The following is an 18,052-nucleotide window of genomic DNA, read 5'->3' as shown; positions in this document are numbered from 1 at the left end:
CTCTGCTTCCCGACTATACGAAATCGGCCGTGACCAGGCCAGACGCCGTCCGACCGGTCCGGTCAGCCCCGCAGACCGAGGGCGAACGGCAGCACCGATTCGGCTCCCGCGTCCCGCAGCAGGCCGGCGGCCACCGTGGACGTCCAGCGGGAGACGACCTCGTCGTCGACCAGGAGTACGCGGCGTCCGCGCACCTGTGCGGCCAGCTCCGCAGACACGGCGAACGCACCCCGCACGCCGGCCAGACGGTAGGCGCTGTTCGACTCCGGGGAGCCGGTGGGCCCACCGTCGACCAGGTCCAAGGTGCCGGCCAGGGGCAGGCGCCCGATCCGTGCCAGGCCCTGGGCCGCGGATCCGACCAGCAGCGGACGACTCCTCGACGGGACCGCGACGACGACGTCGGGGCGCCGACCCCAGTCCCAGGCGGCGAGCACCCGGACCGCACCGTCGAGGATCCTCCCGCTGACCTCCGCATCCTCGCCCGACAGGGCTTCTCGCACGATCGGCCCCCATCCGAGGTCGCTGAGCCGAGTCAGCACACGTCCCTCCTCGGCCTGCTCCTCGGCGGGGATCCGGCCCCGCAGGTCCAGCCCCACGGCCTCGAGCCCCGTCGGCCACTGCTTCCGGGGCGGAACCGCCACGCCGACCCTGTCCAGCCCGACCTCGGCCTCGGCGACGGCCTCGGACCCCACCTGCTCCGGATACCACGGCCCCGAGCAGGTGTCGCACCGTCGGCAGTCCGCCGCCGCGGGATCGTCGAGGGACTCCGCCAGGAACCGCATGCGGCAGCGGCCCGCGGAGAGCCGTTCGTAGTCGAGCATCGCCCGCTGCTCGGCCCGGCGCAGATCCAGGATCCGGGCGTACCGCTCAGCGTCGTAGTGCCAACCCCGCCCGGCGGACACCCACCCGCCGCGCACGCGCCGCACCGCCCCGTCGACCTCCAACACCTTCAGCAGCAGCTCCAACGGACTCCGACGGACCTCGACCATGGCCTCGAGCTTCGCCGTGGAGAGCGGTTCGCCCTCGGAGGCTCCGGCATGGGCGTCCAGGGCGTCCAGCACGGCTTCGGCCCGGGCGCGGGTGGGCATCGAGGCCTGGGCGAAGTGCTCCCAGATCCGGACGTCCTCGGCACCCGGCAGCAGCAGCACCTCCGCAGACTCCACCGCGCGGCCGGCACGGCCGATCTGCTGGTAGTACGACACCGGCGACGACGGCGCGCCCAGGTGCAGGACGAACCCCAGATCCGGCTTGTCGAAGCCCATGCCCAGGGCGCTGGTCGCGATCAGGGCCTTCACCCGATCCTCCTTCAGCGCCGCCTCGAGCTGCTCCCGCTCCTGCGGGTCCGTCCGTCCGGTGTAGGCGGCGACGTCGTAGCCCTGGGTGGTCAGGTGCTCAGCGAGGTCCTCCGCCTGTGAGACGGTCAGGCAGTAGACGATCCCGCTTCCGGCCATCGAGGCCAGGTGCTCGCTCACCCAGGCGATGCGGTGGGCCGCGTCCGGCAGGCGGAGCACCCCCAGGCGCAGCGAGTCGCGGGCCAGCTCACCGCGGAGCACCATGACCTCCTCATCACCGCCGTCGGCTCCGTCCTCGGCGCGGCCAGCGGTGCCGCCTGCGGTGCCGCCTGATGTGGGGCCCCCGTCTGACCCCGGGGCGAGCTGGACGGCGACGTCGTCGACCACGCGGGCGTTCGCCGTGGCGGTCGTGGCCAGCACCGGGACCTCCCGGGGCAGGGACCGCACCACGTCGGCGATGCGGCGGTAGTCCGGACGGAAGTCGTGGCCCCAGTCGGATATGCAGTGGGCCTCATCGATCACCAGCATCCCGAGGTGCCCCAGGAGCCCGGGGAGGACCTCGTCGCGGAACTGCGGGTTCGCCAGCCGCTCCGGAGAGATCAGCAGCACGTCCAGCTCATCACCGCGCAGCGCCTGGAGCACCGAGTCCCATTCGTGCGCGTTGGCCGAGTGCACCGCCTGCGCCCTGACACCGGCGCGCCGGGCGGCGTCGATCTGATCACGCATCAGCGCCAGCAGCGGGGAGACGATCAGGCTGACTCCGCGGCCGCGGCGGCGCAGCAGGCTCGCCGAGAGGAAGTACACCGCCGACTTCCCCCACCCGGTCCGCTGCACGACCAGCACCCGACGTCGCTCCGTCACCAGGGCGGAGACGGCCTCGACCTGCCCGGGGCGGAACGGCGCCTCCCTGCCGGTCAGCGTACGGAGCAGACCGAGGGCCTCGGCATGGAGGTCCTCGGGCCCGTCGACGTCGGAGGCGGCGAGCTCTGAGCTGGGGTGGGGTGTCATGGCCCCTCACACTGCCACAGACCGGTGACGCGAGGCCGACGTCGTCCACAGGTCCGTCCTCGGAGGTAGGCTGTTCCGCGCCCCGACCACCGACCCAGGAGCGCCTCGGCCGCCATGCGCGTGACCATCGACCCGCACACTCAGGGGACCCTCCACTCCGATGAGGGATCCTCCGTCCGACGCACCGTCCTGCCCTCCGGGGTGCGGATCCTCAGCGAAGAGATGCCCGGTCAGAGGTCGGTCACCGTCGGCTTCTGGATCGCGGTGGGCTCGCGCGACGAGGCCGCCCACCAGCACGGCTCCACCCACTTCCTCGAACATCTGCTGTTCAAGGGCACCTCGAGCCGCAGCGCCCTGGACATCGCCGCGGCATTCGACGGCGTCGGCGGGGACTCGAACGCGATGACCGGCAAGGAGTCGACCTGCTACTACGCACGGGTCCTCGACGCCGATCTGCCCATGGCCGTCGATGTGCTGACCGACATGGTCACCTCAGCCGTCCTGGATCCGGAGGAGATGGAGACCGAGCGCGGCGTCATCCTCGAGGAGCTGGCCATGGACCTCGACGACCCGGTCGACCTCGTCCACGAGCGGTTCGCCGGACAGGTCCTCGACGGCCACCCCTTGGGACGTCCCATCGGAGGCACCCCCGACGACATCCGCGCCGCCCGCCGAGACGACGTCCACGCCCACTACTCCAGGTGGTACCGCCCGGAGGAGCTGGTCATCACCGCCGCCGGCGGGCTGGACCACGACGAGCTCTGCCGGCTGGTCGCCGAGGCCCTCGACGGATCGCCGTGGCGCACCGCCGCGGCCGCGGAGCCCGCCCGACGGAGGGTCGCCGGAGACCGAGGGATCCCGATCCAATCAGGTCGTGAGACCGTCGCCCGGCCGATCGAACAGGCGCAGGTCATCCTCGGCGGACGCGGCCTCGCCGCAGGGGACCCGGACCGCTTCGCCCTCTCCGTGCTGCACGCGATCCTCGGCGGAGGCATGTCCTCCCGCCTCTTCCAAGAGGTCCGCGAGCGCCGGGGCCTGGCCTACGCCACCTACTCGTTCTCCGGGGCCTACACCGACGCCGGCTACTACGGCCTCTACGCCGGGTGCCTGCCGAACAAGGTCGATGCGGTGGTCGACGTGATGACCGCCGAACTGGAGAAGCTGACAGAGGCCACGGTCTCCGACCAGGAGCTCGCCCGGGCCAAGGGTCAGCTGCGCGGCGCCACCGTCCTGGGCATGGAGGACACCTCCTCCCGCATGTCCCGCCTGGGATCGGCGGAGCTCGTGCGCGGCGAATTCGTCGACGTCTCCGAGATCCTGGAGACCATCGCCGCGGTGACCGCCGAGGACGTGCGCGGCATCGCCCGACGGCTGGCCTCCTCCCCGCGGGCGGTCACCGTCGTCGCACCCTCGTGAGACCCCGCCGCGGTGCGGCCCGCAGCGCTCCGCGGAACCCGTCCGGCCTCGTCATCGCCGCAGGTCAGTGGTAGCTTCGCGACACAGGCACCTCGACGACGCTGGGAGAGACCATGGCCACGTTCCGCTACGACACCCGGCTGCCGTTCTCCCGTCAGGACGTCTTCGCCTGGTACACCCGTCCCGGGGCGCTGACCCGACTCCACCCGCCCTTCGCGGGTCCCGTCGTCGCCGAGCCCGAAGCCGGGATCGAAGCCGGGGCGTCCTCGACGATCGGGATCAATCCTCCCGGGATCATGGGCACCGCGCTTGCGGCGGCGGCCGGATTCGCCGACGGCATGCTGCCGGTCCGGCTCCGTCCCTGGGTGCGGTGGGTCTCCGCCCACACCGAGTTCGAGCAGGACCGTCGCTTCACCGATGAGATGGTCTCGGGAGCCGCCTCCCGCTGGCGGCACGAGAGGATCTTCGAGGACGCCGACGACGGCGGCACCGTCATCCGCGAATCCGTCGAGTATCAGCTCCCGGCCGCCTCCCGACTGCCCGACCCCGTCGAGGCGCTCGTGACCCGACGCTTCGAGTCCGAACTGCGACGCATCTTCTCCCACCGCGAGCGTCAGACCCTCGACGAGCTCACCTTCCACCGCGACCACGGCACCCTGGCCTCGCAGCAGACGGGGGCCTCAGGGGAGTCCCGCCCCACGGTCGCGGTCACCGGGGCCACGGGGATGATCGGTGAGCAGGTCTGCGCGATCCTCACCGGCGCCGGCGCCGCGGTGCGGCGCCTCACCCGCTCCGAGCCTCAGCGGCCCGACCAGATCCGGTGGGATCCGGACCGCGGCGAGCTGGACCCGGAGGACCTGCGCGAGGTCGACGTCGTCGTCCATCTGGCCGGCCATCCCCTGGCCGCCCGCTTCACCGAAGAGCACAAGCGGCGCGTCATGGACTCCAGGGTGCGCGGCACGGACCTGATCGCCCGGACCCTGGCGGGGCTGGAGCGGGAAGACGGCCGCGGCCGCGCGCTGATCAGCGGCTCCGCGGTCGGGTACTACGGCGCCGGCCCGTCCCACCGCATCGACGACGCTCCCGAGACGCTGACCGAGGACGCCCCGGTGGGGGAGGACTTCCTCGCCAGGGTCTGCCTGGAGTGGGAGGCCGCCGCCGAGCCGGCCGAGGAGGCCGGCCTCCGGGTGGCCACGGTCCGGACCGGGATCGTGCAGAGCCCCTCGGGAGGGGTGCTGCAGCAGCTTCTGCCGATCTTCGCCGCCGGGCTGGGCGGTCCGCTGGGACGCGACGAATGGCAGCCGTGGATCAGTCTCGACGACATCGCCGGCCTCATCGCCCACCTGGTGCTGGACCCCGAGGCCCGGGGCCCGGTCAACGGGGCGGCCCCGGAGCCCTGCCGCGCGGCCGACTACGCGAAGACCCTCGGCCGGGTGCTGCGCCGCCCGGCCGTGATCCCGGTGCCCTCCTTCGGGCCGCAGCTGCTGCTGGGCCGGGAGGGCGCCGAGGCGCTGGCCGAGGCGGACCAGCGGGTCAGCGCGGACCGGGCGGAACAGCTGGGCTATCGGTTCCGTCATCGGGACCTCGAGACCGGTCTGCGCCACGTGTTGGGCAGGAGTCGATAGACCGTGACCGAGGTGCTGGTCTCACGTGCCGAACTCAGCTCCGTCCAACGGGTCGGGCTGTGGATCCTCACCGCCGTGATCCTGCTCCCCGGGCTGCTGCTCTCCCTGACCGCGGGATCGGCGTATCCGGGCCTGGCGTCCATGGCGCTGCTGGTGCTCATGCTCTTCGCCGCCGTCCGGCTCCGGCCGCTGGTGCTCCTCTCCCGGGACGGAGTGCGGATCAGCGGCGGATTCCTCGCCGACGCGCGCATCCGATGGGAGCACGTGAGCGACGCCCGACCGGAGCCGCACCCCGTCGGGTCGTCGCCGCTGGGGCACGGGATCCGCGAGGGCGTCCACCTCTACCTCACAGCAGGACCGGCGGTCCGCCTGACCACCGTCGACGCCGAGTACCTGGTCTCGACGCCGACCCCGGAGGCGCTCGCCGCCGAGCTGCGGGCGCCGCGGCCCGACCGGGGGACCCTCGCCGATCCCCACCTGTAGGGTGGAGATGTGGATCACCCCCAGGATCAGGAGCACGCTCACGGGCAGGACCGGCGGCACGGCCGGGAGCCGACGGGGCCGCGGGACCCCGATCGTCCCGCGGATCGGATGGTCGCCCCCGTCATCGTCTCCACCCGTGCGGCCACCGGACAGCGTGAGGACATGAGCGCGCCCATCGTCGCGGAGTACGCGGAGCGCATCGGATTCGGGTGTCGGCCCCCGGTGATCATCCCCGACGGGGAGGGGGTGCTCGCCGCCCTCTCCGAGCTGCTCAGCGCGGTCGCCCCCGAAGTGATCATCACCTCCGGCGGGACCGGGCTGACGCCCGACGACCTCACCCCGGAGTTCACCGAGCCGCTCTTGGACAAGCGCATCCCCGGCCTCATGGAGGCGGTGCGCGTCCACGCCGGTCGGACCCGACCGATGGCCGCGGTCAGCCGGGGCGTCGCCGGGGTGGCCGAGGGCACCGTGATCATCAATCTCCCCGGTTCGCCGCAGGCGGTCCGTGAGGGGATGGAGGTGCTGGTGGACATCCTCCCGGGGCTGTGCGACCAGGTCGCCGATCTGCGGCCGCAGAACGACTGGGGCGACGGCACCGACCATCAGGAGACCCCTCAGGAAGGATGAGGTCATGACCGTCCACCGTGTGCCCGATGTGCATCATCGGCTCTGGACCACACGTCACACCCCGACCCTGGAGATATCCGACGGCGACGTCCTCGAGTTCTCCGCGCCGGAGGCCGCAGGCGGCCAGTTCGACGACTTCCGACCCGGTGATCCGGTCCCCGCCCTGAAGCCGGAGCTGCTGTATCCCATGCTCGGACCCGTCATGGTGGACGGCGCCGAACCGGGGGACACCCTGGAGCTGGAGCTGCTGGACTTCACCCCCGAAGGATGGGGCTGGACCGCCGTCCTGCCCGGTATGGGCCTGCTGCCGGAGGACTTCCCCGATCCTCATCTGCACCGCTGGGAGTTCCCGGCCGAAGGCGACGGCACCGCGACCGCGGACTTCCTCGACGTCGCACGGGTCCCCGTCCGGCCGTTCCTCGGGGTGCTGGCCTGCGCCCCCGACACCGACGAACCGCTAGACGTCATGCCGCCGGGGCCGTTCGGCGGCAACATCGACTGCCGGGACCTGGTGGCCGGGACCAGGGTGTTCCTCCCCGTGCAGACGCCCGGTGGCCGGCTCACCCTCGCCGACCCGCACGCCGCGCAGGGCGACGGCGAGGTCTGCGTCTCCGCGATCGAAGCGCCCCTGGACGGGCGGCTGCGCGTCACCCTGCACCGGGGTCGCAGCATTCCGACCCCGCAGTTCCGGACCCCCGGGCCCCTGCGGCCGGGGATCGAGGACGCCGGCTTCTACGCGACGATGGGCATCGGACCCGACGTCCGGCTCGCCGCACGCGACGCGGTGCGGTACATGGTGGACCACATCAGCAGCACCTACCGCCTCGATCCGCTCGACGCCTACGTCCTGGCCTCGGTGGTGGTGGACCTGAAGATCAGCGAAGCGGTGGACGAACCCCACTGGGTGGTCTCCGCCTACCTGCCGCTGAGCGTGATGAACGCCTGAGCCGCTCCGGCCCAGGCCGCCGCGATCAGACCACCCGCGAGGAACGTCCACCACGGGTACCGGGCCGGCTCCTCCGGCAGGGCGAATCCCTCGACTCCGGCGATCTGCAGCACCGCCGTCCCGGTCTCAGGCTTCCGCCAGTACGTCACGTGCTCGCGGAGCAGCTCGAACGGACGACCGACGGGGATGTAGCGGTGCAGTCCGGAGAGCCCGGTGAAGCCCGCGCCGATGGGGTCCAACGGTGAGCTCACTGCGAGCACGCGGCCGCCGGCGTCGTCGGGGACCGGCCCCACGGTGTCCGCCCCGCGCACCACCGTCCACCAGAAGGTGAGCAGCACACCGATGAGTCCCGCGCCGGCCGTCGCCGCGAGGCGCGGATCTGCCTGAAGGACGCCGACCAGCAGCGCCGAGGAGCCGATGAGCGCCGCGACCTGCTGGACGAGGACTCCGACGGCGTAGCCGGGGCGACGGGCCGAGCCGCGCAGCATGCGCAGCATCGTCCGACCGGAGCCCACCCACAGCGAGCTCACGTCTGCGGCCCGGTCGCCGTCACCCTCGCCGTCACCCTCGCCGTCGCCATCGCCGTCGCCGTCGCCGTCGGAGGCCCCCGAGGCTCCCCGCTCGGCCAGAAGACGTCGGCACAGCTCCGCTCCCAGGGAGTGGCCGACCAGCACGGTGCGGTCGGTCCGCCGGAGCGAGACGTCCAAGGCGCGGTCGAGCACCGGAAGGACCTCAGCGGTCAGGTGGTCGGCGCTGTAGAGCCAGGCGTCGCCGACGGTCTCGGTCATGAAGCGCCGGAACCTGAGCCGGAATCCAGGGGCCACCGAGGCGACCAGCACGACGACCAGGGCCGCGGCCATCACTGCGGCGGACAGGCAGTGCCCCAGCAGCAGGAGGCCCAGGTGCAGCAGCATCGACCACTGCCGGTCACGACGCGACCGGACGGCATCGAGGGTCCAGGCCGCCAGAGCGGTGCCGGTGACGACGGGGACCGCGCGCAGCGCCCACCCGAACACCGTCGCATAGCGCGGCGGGTCCAGCAGCTCGTGCCATCGGGCGTCGAAGAACTCGGCGCTCACCCGGCGCCCGTCCGGGGCGCGCAGGTCGAGGGAGACCCCAGGCGACGGCTCGTCCGCCGCGGGCGCCGTCACCCGGGCGGCGTGCCAGCCCGACTGCTCGGCGGCGAGGGCGACGCAGCCGGCGACCTCCTGCGCGGTCCGCCCGTCCTCGGCGGTCCCGATCCCGTGGACGCAGACGAAGCCGAGCCGAGCCGCCGCCGTCAGGAGTCCGCGCCCCTCTCCATCCGGATGGCGCGACGCATCGTATGCCGGGCACGACGTCGGTCCGAAGCGATGTCGTAGGCGATGGCCAGGCGGAACCAGCTGCGCCAATCCTCAGGGCGCGATTCGGCCTCCGCGGCGTAGCGGGAGAACTGCTCGTCGGCCTGAGCCCGGTCCGGCCGCCCGCCGGGGGAGCGCTCCACCGAGTCCTCCGGGAGCCCTCCCTCCGACTCCAGGATCCGTCCCAGGTGCTCCGAGCGGAAGGCCAGCTGCAGCTCGCGCCAGAGGTACCAGACGCCGACGCCGACGATCACCAGCACGGCCGCCCCGATCACTCGGGCCACAAGGTCGTCGACGCGCAGGAAGCGCCAGGCCGAGACCACGGCCCCGCCCAGGAAGATGACCAGCAGACCGGCGAACAGCCAGGCCCAGAGTTTGGAGACCACGCGCTAGAGCCCCAGATCCATGAAGCCGTCGAGTCCGTGCGTCAGACCGGGACGGTCGGCGACGGTGCGCAGCCCCAGCAGAACTCCGGGCATGAAGCTGGCGCGGTCGAAGGAGTCGTGGCGCAGGGTCAGCTGCTCGCCCGGCGACCCCAGCAGGACCTCCTGGTGGGCGACGAGTCCGCGCAGGCGCACCGAGTGGACGCGGACGTCGTCGACGACCGCGCCGCGGGCGCCGTCGAGGCCGCTGGTCGTGGCGTCGGGGGAGGGGGCGACGTCAGCCTCGCGCCGTGCCCTGCCCATGAGTTCGGCGGTGCGCACCGCGGTGCCGGAGGGCGCATCGACCTTGTCGGGGTGGTGCAGCTCGACGATCTCGGCGGACTCGAAGAACCGTGCGGCCTTCGCGGCGAAGGCGGTGGCCAGCACCGATCCCAGGGCGAAGTTCGGGGCGATGAGCACACCGACCCCCGGGTTCTCGTCGAGCAGGCCGCGGAGTCTCTCGAGACGTTCGGCGTCCCACCCGGTGGCGCCGACCACCGCGTGGATGCCGTGGGACACGGCGAACCGTACGTTGTCCTCAGTGGCCTCGGGCACGGACAGATCCACCAGATGGGTGGCTCCGGCCTCGATGATCTGTGCCAGGTCGTCGCCGCGTCGGACGCCGGCGACGAGCTCCATGTCGTCAGCCGCGTCGACGGCGCGGACCGCCTCGGAACCCATCCGTCCGGAGGCGCCGACCACGGCGGCTCGGATGTCTCGTCGCGTCATGGGACCAGGGTATCGGGCGTCTGAGGCTGTGGTTGAATGGCGCACTATGAGGATCCTGGTCACCGGGGGCGCCGGGTACATCGGAGGGGCCGTCGCCGCCGTGCTCGCAGCCGACGGTCACGACGTGGAGGTCCTCGACGACCTCTCGACCGGACATGCGGACGCCGTCGCGGCGGACGTGCCCCACCACCGACTGCCGCTGCGCCGGGTCGAGGAGGTGCTGGATCCGACCTTCGGGGCGGTCGTGCATCTCGCGGCCAGATCGCTGGTGGGCGAATCGATGGAGCACCCTGAGCGGTACTGGCACGGCAACATCGTCGAGACGCTCGCGCTGATCGACGCGATGCGCGCCGCAGGGGTGCCGCGACTGGTCTTCTCGTCCACCGCCGCGGTCTACGGCGACGCCGGCTCCGAGCCCCTCGTCGAGGACACCCCCACGCGGCCCACCAATCCCTACGGCGCCAGCAAGCTGGCCATCGACCACATGCTCACCGCCGAGGCGCGGGCCCATGGGCTGGCCGCCGTGAGTCTGAGGTACTTCAACGTCGCCGGAGCCCACGGACACCTGGGAGAGCGGCACGACCCGGAGACCCACCTGATCCCGAACCTGCTCACCGCGGCTCAGCAGCACCGGTCGGGGGACGACTATCAGCCTGCGCGGATCTTCGGCACCGACTACCCGACCCGGGACGGCACCGCCGTGCGGGACTACATCCACGTCTCGGACCTCGCCGAGGCCCACGTCCTGGCGCTCGAGCACGCACGCCCCGGCACCCACGAGATCCTCAACCTCGGCACCGGGACGGGCACCACGGTCCGTGAGGTGGTCGAGGCCGTCAGGGAGGTCACCGAGACCGACCTCGCTGCGGAGGAGGCGCCCCGACGCGCCGGCGATCCGCCGGTCCTCGTGGCCTCCGGCGCCCGTGCGGAGCGGCTGCTGGGGTGGGTGCCGAGGCTCGGGGTCCGAGCGATGATCGCCGACGCCTGGGCGGCACGCACCGCGGTCGGATCCGAGTCCCGCCCGGACGCCTGACCGGTCACCTGCCGGAGACCGCCTAGGACGGATGCCGTCCCGCCGCGGCGATCCCCGCCGCATGGACCCCCGCCTCCAGCGGCCCCCGGCGTCCCAGCGCGGCCTTGATCCCGCCTCCGGCCAGCGCCGCGACGACGAGGCCGAGGGCGATCGGCGCGGGGTCCGCGCCGTGGAGGGGCCACCCCTCGACGTGCCAGGCATGCAGCAGGGCCAGGTGGCCGACGTACAGGGTCAGCGGCATCGCGCCGGCGCCGATCAGCGGAGCGAGGAGCAGTCGCCTCCGTCCGGTGAGGACGGAGGCGACCAGCAGGCAGGCCCCCAGGACGAGCAGGGCGGAGCCGATGGTGTGGACCAGGTCTGCGGTCGAACCGGAGTGCGGAGCGGCCACCAGGAACCATCGGGGGTCCGCCTCCACCGGCAGCAGGGTCCCGGTGAGCAGATCGGCGCGGACGGCCTCCGGACCGTCGCCGTAGACGTCGAGCCGTGCGACGAGGTCGGTGCCCAGCAGGGTCGCCCAGCTCACCGCCGCGCTGAGGGCCGCCAGTCCCGCCCCCAGCCCGAGGAGCGTCCAGGCGACCGACCGACGGCTGAGGTCGCAGCGGCCCACGGCGAGTCCGGCGATCAGATAGGCGGGCCAGATCAGCAGCGGGTAGTATCCGGTCACCGACAGATCCAGAGCCAGCAGTCCGGGCCGGGTCAGCAGATCGGGCAGGCCGGGGGAGTGCCACAGGCGCATCTCACCGGGGTAGTCCGGGTCGGTCATCAGTCCGGTGATCACCAGCCGCAGGAGCGGAGGCGCCAGGAGCACCCACCCGAGGGCGATCGCCGCCAGGGCACGGGCGCCGAGCCCCAGCAGGGGAACGGCCAGCAGGAACAGCAGCCCGTAGTGGACGAGGATGATCGCCACCTGCGACTCCCACGCGGCGACCACGAACCCGATCACGACGATGAGCAGGGCCCGGACCACGACCAGCCGACGGTCGCGGCTCCGGGTCCCGCGCTCCCGGTGGGGCCGGTGCCCGCCCGTCAGCAGAGCCAGACCGACGCCGGCGAGCAGCGCGAAGAGTGCGGCCGAGCGTCCGGCGGCGGTCAGCCCCAGCACCGTGGCCTCGCCGGAGGACTCGTCGATCCGAGGGAGCACATGGATGAGCATCATGCCGATCAGCGCCAGCGCGCGGGCGACGTCGACCCCGACCACGCGTGCGCCGAGGCCGCCTCCCACGGTGCTGGTGCGGTCCACAACCGGTAGGCTACGACCTATGACCACCGAGAACGAGCTCACCCGGGACTTCGACCCCTACCTGGCCGAGGGAGAGGTCAAGCACCCGGACCAGACGGACCCTCAGTTCGGGCACCTGATCACGGCGATGGTCACGCCGTTCACCGCCGACGACCGCGTCGACTACCAGGCCTTCGAGGCCCTCGCCCACAAGCTCGTCGAGGAGGGCAGCGACTCGCTCGTGGTCTCCGGCACCACCGGTGAGACCTCCACACTGGAGGACCACGAGAAGGAGGGGCTCGTGCGCGCGGCGAAGTCCGCCGTGGGGGACCGGGCGAAGGTCATCGCCGGCACCTCCACCAACCACACCTCCCACGACCTCGAGATGGCCCGACGTGCCGAGCGGGCCGGGGCCGACGGACAGCTCGCCGTCACCCCCTACTACAACAAGCCCAGTCAGGACGGGGTGCTCGCCCACTTCACCGCTGTGGCCGACGCCGTCGACCTGCCGCTGATGGTCTATGACATCCCGGGCCGCTCGGGAATCGCCGTCAGCACGGAGACGATGCTCCGGCTGGCCGAGCATCCGCGCATCCAGTGCCTCAAGGACGCGAAGAACGACATCACCGCGACCACGGAGGTCCTGACCAAGACCGACCTGGAGATCTACTCCGGCGACGACCAGAACGTGCTGGCGTGGATGGCGATGGGCGCCTCCGGCGTGGTCTCCGTCACCTCGCACGTCGCCTCGGGCCACTTCCGCCGCATGATCGATGCGGTGCTGAACTACGACCTCCGTGAGGCCCGCATCTACCACTCGGAGCTCGGCCCCGTCATCCGTGCGATGATGACCCGCATCCAGGGGGCCGTCTCCTCGAAGCTGGTGCTCAACTGGCTCGACTTCCCCATCCGCACCGACGTGCGCCTCCCCCTCGTCCAGGCCAACGAGGCGGAGAAGGAGCTGGTGCTCGCCGATCTGCGCGAGGCCGGCTGGAACCTCTGAGGTCCGCACCGCGGACACCGCACCACCGACGATCGGACGCCTCCGATCACCACCCCACCCCTGAGGAGACCCTGTGGCAGCTCACCGACTGATGACCCCGCCCAAGCTCAAGGACGACACCCTGCGCGTCGTCCCGCTCGGAGGGCTCGGTGAGGTCGGCCGGAACATGGCGGTCTTCGAGATCGGCGGCAAGCTGCTGATCGTCGACTGCGGCGTCCTCTTCCCGGAGGAGGAGCAGCCGGGCGTCGACCTGATCCTGCCGGACTTCAGCTACATCGAGGACCGCCTCGACGACGTCGTCGGACTGGTGCTCACCCACGGCCACGAGGACCACATCGGCGCGGTGCCCTACCTGCTGCGCCGGAAGCCGGACATCCCCCTGATCGGCTCCCAGCTGACGCTGGCCCTCATCGAGGCCAAGCTCGCCGAGCACCGCATCAAGCCCTTCACCCTGTCGGTCTCCGAGGGCGACGTGGAGCAGTTCGGCCCCTTCGAGTGCGAGTTCGTCGCGGTCAACCACTCCATCCCCGACGCGCTGGCGGTGCACATCCGCACCGACGCCGGGTCCGTGCTCCACACCGGGGACTTCAAGATGGACCAGCTGCCGCTCGACGGACGGATCACCGATCTGCGTCACTTCGCCAAGCTCGGCGAAGAGGGCGTCGACCTGTTCATGACCGACTCCACCAACGCCGACGTCCCCGGCTTCACCACTCCGGAGAAGGAGATCGGGCCGGTCATCGACCAGTACTTCGGCCGGTCGTCGCGACGGATCATCGTCGCCTCGTTCTCGTCCCACATCCACCGCGTGCAGCAGGTCCTCGACGCCGCCGAGGCCCACGGCCGTCGCGTGGCCTTCGTGGGGCGCTCCATGGTGCGCAACATGTCGATCGCGGCGAAGCTCGGCTACCTGGACGTGCCAGAGGGCATCCTGATCGACATGAAGAAGGTCGACGACCTCCCCGACCACGAGATCGTGCTGATGTCGACCGGTTCCCAGGGCGAGCCGATGGCGGCGCTGTCCCGGATGGCCAACGGGGACCACCCGATCCAGGTGGGCGAGGAGGACACGGTCATCCTCGCCTCCTCCCTGATCCCCGGCAACGAGAACTCGGTCTTCCGGGTCATCAACGGACTGCTCAAGCTGGGCTGCGAGGTCATCCACAAGGGCAACGCCAAGGTCCACGTCTCCGGACACGCCTCGGCCGGTGAGCTGCTGTACTGCTACAACATCATCCGCCCGAAGAACGTGATGCCCGTACACGGCGAGACCCGACACCTGATCGCCAACGGGCGTCTGGCCGTGGAGACCGGCGTGGACCCCGACCGCGTCCTGCAGTGCGAGGACGGCACTGTGGTGGACCTGCGCGACGGAGTCGCCGAGATCACCGGGCAGATCGAATGCGGATACGTCTACGTCGACGGCTCCTCGGTCGGAGAGGTCACCGACGCCGACCTGAAGGACCGCCGCGTCCTCGGCGAGGAGGGCTTCATCTCCGTGATCACCGTGGTCAACCGGCAGACCGGTCAGATCGTGTCCGGCCCGGACATCCACGCACGCGGCGTGGCCGAGGAGGATCAGGTCTTCAAGGACATCAGGCCGAAGATCGCCCGTGCGCTGACCGAGGCCATCCAGGACAACAAGGAGCACACCACCCACCAGCTGCAGCAGATCGTGCGGCGCACGATCGGCTCGTGGGTGAACCGGCGTCTGCGGCGCAAGCCCATGATCGTGCCGGTGGTCGTCGAGACCTGATCCCTCCGCCGACCTGGGGCGCACAGGTGTGCCCCTGACCGGTTCGGGCGCCGACGCGCGGTAGGTTGTACCTCATGGCGACACGTACTTCCCCCTCGCGCGCCGCCTCCGCCGACGGAACCTCGAAGGGTTCGTCGAAGAGTTCCGGCGGCCGCGCGACGACGTCCACACGCGGCTCGGCCGCACCCGAACCGCGGCGCGGCAACCTCTTCGTCGCGGCCGTCCGCGGCCTGTGGACGGCCATGGCCGCGCCGGTGGCCTCCGCCGTGCGCGGGATCGGACGTCGACCGGAGGTCGCACCGGAGGACCGGCGCGACGGCGCCGCCCTGATGCTCATCGTGCTGGCCGCGGCGATCGCCGCGGTCGAGTGGTGGGGCGCCCGCCAGTTCGACCACGTGGTCGTCGACGTCGTCCACTCGGCGACCGCCGGAACCTTCGGCTGGGCCGCGGTGCTCCTCCCCGTCATGCTGGTGATCACGGCGGTGCGCTACATCCGGCATCCGCAGGACCACGAGTCCAACGGCCGCATCGCCATCGGCCAGGGTCTGATCCTGCTGTCCGCCGCGGCACTGGGGCACCTGGCCCACGGGCTTCCCACGCTGCACGCCGCCTTCGCAGACATGCTCGACTCCGGGGGCATCGTCGGCTACCTCCTCACCGTGCCCCCGGCCGCACTGATCACTGCATATCCGCTGTGGCTGCTCTTCGGACTGCTGCTGCTGGCAGGTCTGCTGGTGCTCACCGACACCCCCCTGCGCAGCATCCCGGACCGCATCCGCGTGGCGCAGGACTACGTGGTGGGCGAGCCGCCCGAGACGCCGGAGCCTGCGCACGAGGCGTCTCCCGGCTCCGGGGCGGGCGCCGCTCCGGGACGGGCATCCCGCACTGCGGGTGGCCGCACAGAAGTCGACCGCTCGGAGGTCGACCGCGCTGACGTCGACCGCGGGGAGACCCGGCCGACCGAGAAGCCCCGGCGCGGCCTGCTGTCCCGGATCTTCGGCTCCGGAGACTCCGAACAGGCTCCCGAGGAGACCTTCGGCTCCGAGGGTGGGACCTCCTCGCCGGAGGAGGCCCAGCGTGCCTCCGCCGGACCCTTCGACGAGGTCCTGGAGCCGGATTCGGACGCCGCCTCCGCGGCCGAGGGCGGCCCCGCGGTGCCGCCCGGAGTCCGACGTCCCACGGCGCAGGAGGACGCGGTCCGGCGTGCCCGCGAGCGTGCCGGGGCCCAGTCCGCCCCGCAGCCCGAGGGGGCCCGTGCCTCCGAGACCGCGGCCACCGAGGTGGTCGGCGCGACGCCGCCGACCGCCGCGCACGCCGCCGCCCGACCGTCCCCGCAGCCGACCGGGCAGCCCGAGCGGCCGACCGCGCCTGCTGAGCTGCCGGTCAGGTCCGAGCAGCTGGAGCTCTCCGGCGAGGTCACCTACACCCTGCCCGACCAGACCATGCTGCCGGCGGGCCCGCCGCCCAAGGAGCACACCTCCGCCAACGACGAGGTCGTCTCCTCCCTGAACCACACCCTGAAGCAGTTCGGGGTCGATGCCGAGGTGACCGGCTTCTCCCGGGGACCGACCGTGACCCGCTACGAGATCGAGGTCGCTCCCGGCACCAAGGTCGAGAAGGTCATCAGCCTGGAGAAGAACATCGCCTACGCGGTGGCCTCCACCGATGTGCGCATCCTCTCGCCGATCCCCGGAAAGTCCGCGATCGGTGTGGAGATCCCCAACGCGGACAAGGAGGTCGTGGCCCTCGGCGACGTGCTGCGCTCGAACGCGGCCCGCAGGACCGAGCACCCCATGGTCATGGGTGTGGGCAAGGACGTCGAGGGCGGCTACGTCGTGGCCAACCTCGCGAAGATGCCGCACCTGCTCGTCGCGGGCGCCACCGGTGCGGGCAAGTCCGCCTTCGTGAACTCGATGGTCACCTCCATCCTCATGCGTTCCACCCCTGACGAGGTCCGCATGGTGATGGTCGACCCCAAGCGTGTGGAGCTCACCGCCTACGAGGGCGTCCCGCACCTGGTGACCCCCATCATCACCGACCCCAAGAAGGCGGCCGAGGCGCTGCAGTGGGTCGTCAAGGAGATGGACAACCGCTACGACGACCTCGCCCACTTCGGCTATAAGCACGTCGACGACTTCAACAGGGCCGTGCGCGCCGGGAAGATCCAGCTTCCACCGGATTCGAAGCGGGAGCTGCGGCCCTACCCGTACCTGCTGGTGATCGTCGACGAGCTCGCCGACCTGATGATGGTCGCGCCCCGAGACGTCGAGGACTCCATCGTCCGCATCACCCAGCTGGCCCGAGCGGCCGGCATCCACCTGGTGCTGGCGACCCAGCGTCCGTCGGTCAACGTGGTCACCGGTCTGATCAAGGCCAACGTGCCCTCGCGCATGGCCTTCGCCGTCTCCTCGGTCACCGACTCGCGCGTCGTGCTGGACTCGGCCGGGGCCGATAAGCTCCTCGGCCAGGGTGACGCGCTGTTCCTGCCCATGGGCATGGCCAAGCCGATGCGTGTGCAGGGCGCCTGGGTCAACGAGTCGGAGATCCACGGGGTCGTGGAGCATGTGAAGTCGCAGCTCAAGGCCCAGTACCGCGACGATGTGATCCCGGAGAAGGCCACGAAGGAGATCGACGAGGACATCGGCGACGACCTCGACCTGCTCCTGCAGGCGACCGAGCTCGTCGTCACCACGCAGTTCGGCTCGACCTCCATGCTCCAGCGCAAGCTCCGGGTGGGCTTCGCCAAGGCCGGCCGGCTCATGGACCTCATGGAGTCCCGCGGCGTGGTCGGCCCCTCCGAAGGATCCAAGGCCCGCGACGTGCTGGTCTCCCTCGAGGAGCTCCCCGGTGTGCTGGCGACCATCCGGGGGGAGGACCCGCCGTCGGCGGCCCCGTCCGAGGACGCGCCCGAGGCGTACGAGCAGGACGTCGTGGAGGTCGAGTCCTGGGAGGAGCCCGAGCAGTCCGAGCCTGCACGCGGCGCCCCGCCGCAGGGGGGAGCGACCGTCTCGGCGATGTCGAGTGCGGACCTGATCGCACGGGACGTCGCCGAGCGCACCCAGGCGCTGCCCGAGGTCGACGGCTACTATGACGGGCACGACGGGGCCGGCACCGGCGACGACGACGCCTGGCAGCTGACCGGCCGCTGAGAGG

At 71.7% G+C, this 18,052-nt stretch carries 14 protein-coding genes; 9 read left to right on the top strand and 5 right to left on the bottom strand.

Annotated features, from left to right (window positions below; genetic code table 11):
* Nucleotides 1-62 precede the first annotated feature (62 nt).
* A complete protein-coding gene (locus tag N7E59_RS01830; protein ID WP_261623192.1) occupies nucleotides 63-2,300 on the bottom strand; it encodes a RecQ family ATP-dependent DNA helicase in 2,238 nt (745 codons plus the stop codon).
* A gap of 114 nt (nucleotides 2,301-2,414) precedes the next feature.
* Here N7E59_RS01830 and N7E59_RS01825 point away from each other — a divergent pair, with 114 nt between their 5' ends.
* The 5 genes from N7E59_RS01825 to N7E59_RS01805 all read left to right on the top strand — a co-directional run bounded on the left by N7E59_RS01825 (nucleotide 2,415) and on the right by N7E59_RS01805 (nucleotide 7,397).
* The gene (locus tag N7E59_RS01825) at nucleotides 2,415-3,716 is read left to right on the top strand and encodes a M16 family metallopeptidase (protein WP_261623191.1); all 1,302 of its coding nucleotides are present in this window, start codon (nucleotides 2,415-2,417) and stop codon (nucleotides 3,714-3,716) included.
* Between the two features lie 113 nt (nucleotides 3,717-3,829).
* A complete protein-coding gene (locus N7E59_RS01820; protein ID WP_261623190.1) occupies nucleotides 3,830-5,341 on the top strand; it encodes a TIGR01777 family oxidoreductase in 1,512 nt (503 codons plus the stop codon).
* A 3-nt stretch (nucleotides 5,342-5,344) separates the two neighbouring features.
* Nucleotides 5,345-5,824 (top strand): hypothetical protein, encoded by a 480-nt coding sequence (locus tag N7E59_RS01815; RefSeq protein WP_261623189.1) that lies wholly within the window; start codon nucleotides 5,345-5,347, stop codon nucleotides 5,822-5,824.
* Between the two features lie 9 nt (nucleotides 5,825-5,833).
* Nucleotides 5,834-6,451, top strand: coding sequence for a MogA/MoaB family molybdenum cofactor biosynthesis protein (locus tag N7E59_RS01810; RefSeq protein WP_261623188.1), 618 nt, complete (start codon nucleotides 5,834-5,836; stop codon nucleotides 6,449-6,451).
* A gap of 4 nt (nucleotides 6,452-6,455) precedes the next feature.
* On the top strand, nucleotides 6,456-7,397 hold the full coding sequence (locus tag N7E59_RS01805) for an acetamidase/formamidase family protein (RefSeq protein WP_261623187.1): 942 nt from the start codon (nucleotides 6,456-6,458) through the stop codon (nucleotides 7,395-7,397).
* Here N7E59_RS01805 and N7E59_RS01800 read toward each other — a convergent pair.
* The 3 genes from N7E59_RS01800 to dapB all read right to left on the bottom strand — a co-directional run bounded on the left by N7E59_RS01800 (nucleotide 7,367) and on the right by dapB (nucleotide 9,888).
* A complete protein-coding gene (locus tag N7E59_RS01800; RefSeq protein ID WP_261623186.1) occupies nucleotides 7,367-8,548 on the bottom strand; it encodes a hypothetical protein in 1,182 nt (393 codons plus the stop codon). The two genes, N7E59_RS01805 and N7E59_RS01800, sit on opposite strands and share 31 nt — an antisense overlap.
* Before the next feature lie 128 nt (nucleotides 8,549-8,676).
* Nucleotides 8,677-9,123 (bottom strand): hypothetical protein, encoded by a 447-nt coding sequence (locus N7E59_RS01795; RefSeq protein WP_261623185.1) that lies wholly within the window; start codon nucleotides 9,121-9,123, stop codon nucleotides 8,677-8,679.
* A gap of 3 nt (nucleotides 9,124-9,126) precedes the next feature.
* A complete protein-coding gene (gene dapB / locus N7E59_RS01790) occupies nucleotides 9,127-9,888 on the bottom strand; it encodes a 4-hydroxy-tetrahydrodipicolinate reductase (protein ID WP_261623184.1) in 762 nt (253 codons plus the stop codon).
* A gap of 46 nt (nucleotides 9,889-9,934) precedes the next feature.
* Between dapB and galE the strand changes: the two genes are divergently transcribed.
* The gene (galE, locus tag N7E59_RS01785; protein WP_261623183.1) at nucleotides 9,935-10,921 is read left to right on the top strand and encodes a UDP-glucose 4-epimerase GalE; all 987 of its coding nucleotides are present in this window, start codon (nucleotides 9,935-9,937) and stop codon (nucleotides 10,919-10,921) included.
* A 22-nt stretch (nucleotides 10,922-10,943) separates the two neighbouring features.
* On the opposite strand, the gene N7E59_RS01780 is transcribed toward galE, so the two are convergent.
* Complete coding sequence (locus tag N7E59_RS01780; protein ID WP_261623182.1) at nucleotides 10,944-12,161, bottom strand: heparan-alpha-glucosaminide N-acetyltransferase domain-containing protein; 1,218 nt, start codon at nucleotides 12,159-12,161, stop codon at nucleotides 10,944-10,946.
* 19 nt (nucleotides 12,162-12,180) lie between these two features.
* Between N7E59_RS01780 and dapA the strand changes: the two genes are divergently transcribed.
* From dapA to N7E59_RS01765, 3 genes are all read left to right on the top strand, one after another.
* Entirely contained in the window at nucleotides 12,181-13,143 is a 963-nt protein-coding gene (gene dapA, locus N7E59_RS01775; protein WP_261623181.1) for a 4-hydroxy-tetrahydrodipicolinate synthase, read from the top strand.
* 91 nt (nucleotides 13,144-13,234) lie between these two features.
* Nucleotides 13,235-14,899, top strand: a complete 1,665-nt coding sequence (locus N7E59_RS01770; protein WP_261623288.1) for a ribonuclease J — start codon at nucleotides 13,235-13,237, stop codon at nucleotides 14,897-14,899.
* A gap of 74 nt (nucleotides 14,900-14,973) precedes the next feature.
* Nucleotides 14,974-18,048, top strand: a complete 3,075-nt coding sequence (locus tag N7E59_RS01765) for a DNA translocase FtsK (RefSeq protein WP_261623180.1) — start codon at nucleotides 14,974-14,976, stop codon at nucleotides 18,046-18,048.
* Nucleotides 18,049-18,052 lie beyond the last annotated feature (4 nt).

Origin of the sequence: Nesterenkonia marinintestina (assembly GCF_025420485.1) — a bacterium.
In the GTDB taxonomy this organism is placed as follows: domain Bacteria; phylum Actinomycetota; class Actinomycetes; order Actinomycetales; family Micrococcaceae; genus Nesterenkonia; species Nesterenkonia marinintestina.
This window is presented reverse-complemented; position numbering and strand designations above follow the sequence as displayed.

Excerpts from the sequence above, each read along its gene's own strand:
- N7E59_RS01830 (WP_261623192.1), bottom strand. The coding sequence starts at position 2,300 with ATGACACCCCACCCCAGCTCAGAGCTCGCCGCCTCCGACGTCGACGGG.
- N7E59_RS01825 (WP_261623191.1), top strand. The coding sequence starts at position 2,415 with ATGCGCGTGACCATCGACCCGCACACTCAGGGGACCCTCCACTCCGAT.
- N7E59_RS01820 (WP_261623190.1), top strand. The coding sequence starts at position 3,830 with ATGGCCACGTTCCGCTACGACACCCGGCTGCCGTTCTCCCGTCAGGAC.
- N7E59_RS01805 (WP_261623187.1), top strand. The coding sequence starts at position 6,456 with ATGACCGTCCACCGTGTGCCCGATGTGCATCATCGGCTCTGGACCACA.
- dapB (WP_261623184.1), bottom strand. The coding sequence starts at position 9,888 with ATGACGCGACGAGACATCCGAGCCGCCGTGGTCGGCGCCTCCGGACGG.
- galE (WP_261623183.1), top strand. The coding sequence starts at position 9,935 with ATGAGGATCCTGGTCACCGGGGGCGCCGGGTACATCGGAGGGGCCGTC.
- dapA (WP_261623181.1), top strand. The coding sequence starts at position 12,181 with ATGACCACCGAGAACGAGCTCACCCGGGACTTCGACCCCTACCTGGCC.
- N7E59_RS01770 (WP_261623288.1), top strand. The coding sequence starts at position 13,235 with ATGACCCCGCCCAAGCTCAAGGACGACACCCTGCGCGTCGTCCCGCTC.
- N7E59_RS01765 (WP_261623180.1), top strand. The coding sequence starts at position 14,974 with ATGGCGACACGTACTTCCCCCTCGCGCGCCGCCTCCGCCGACGGAACC.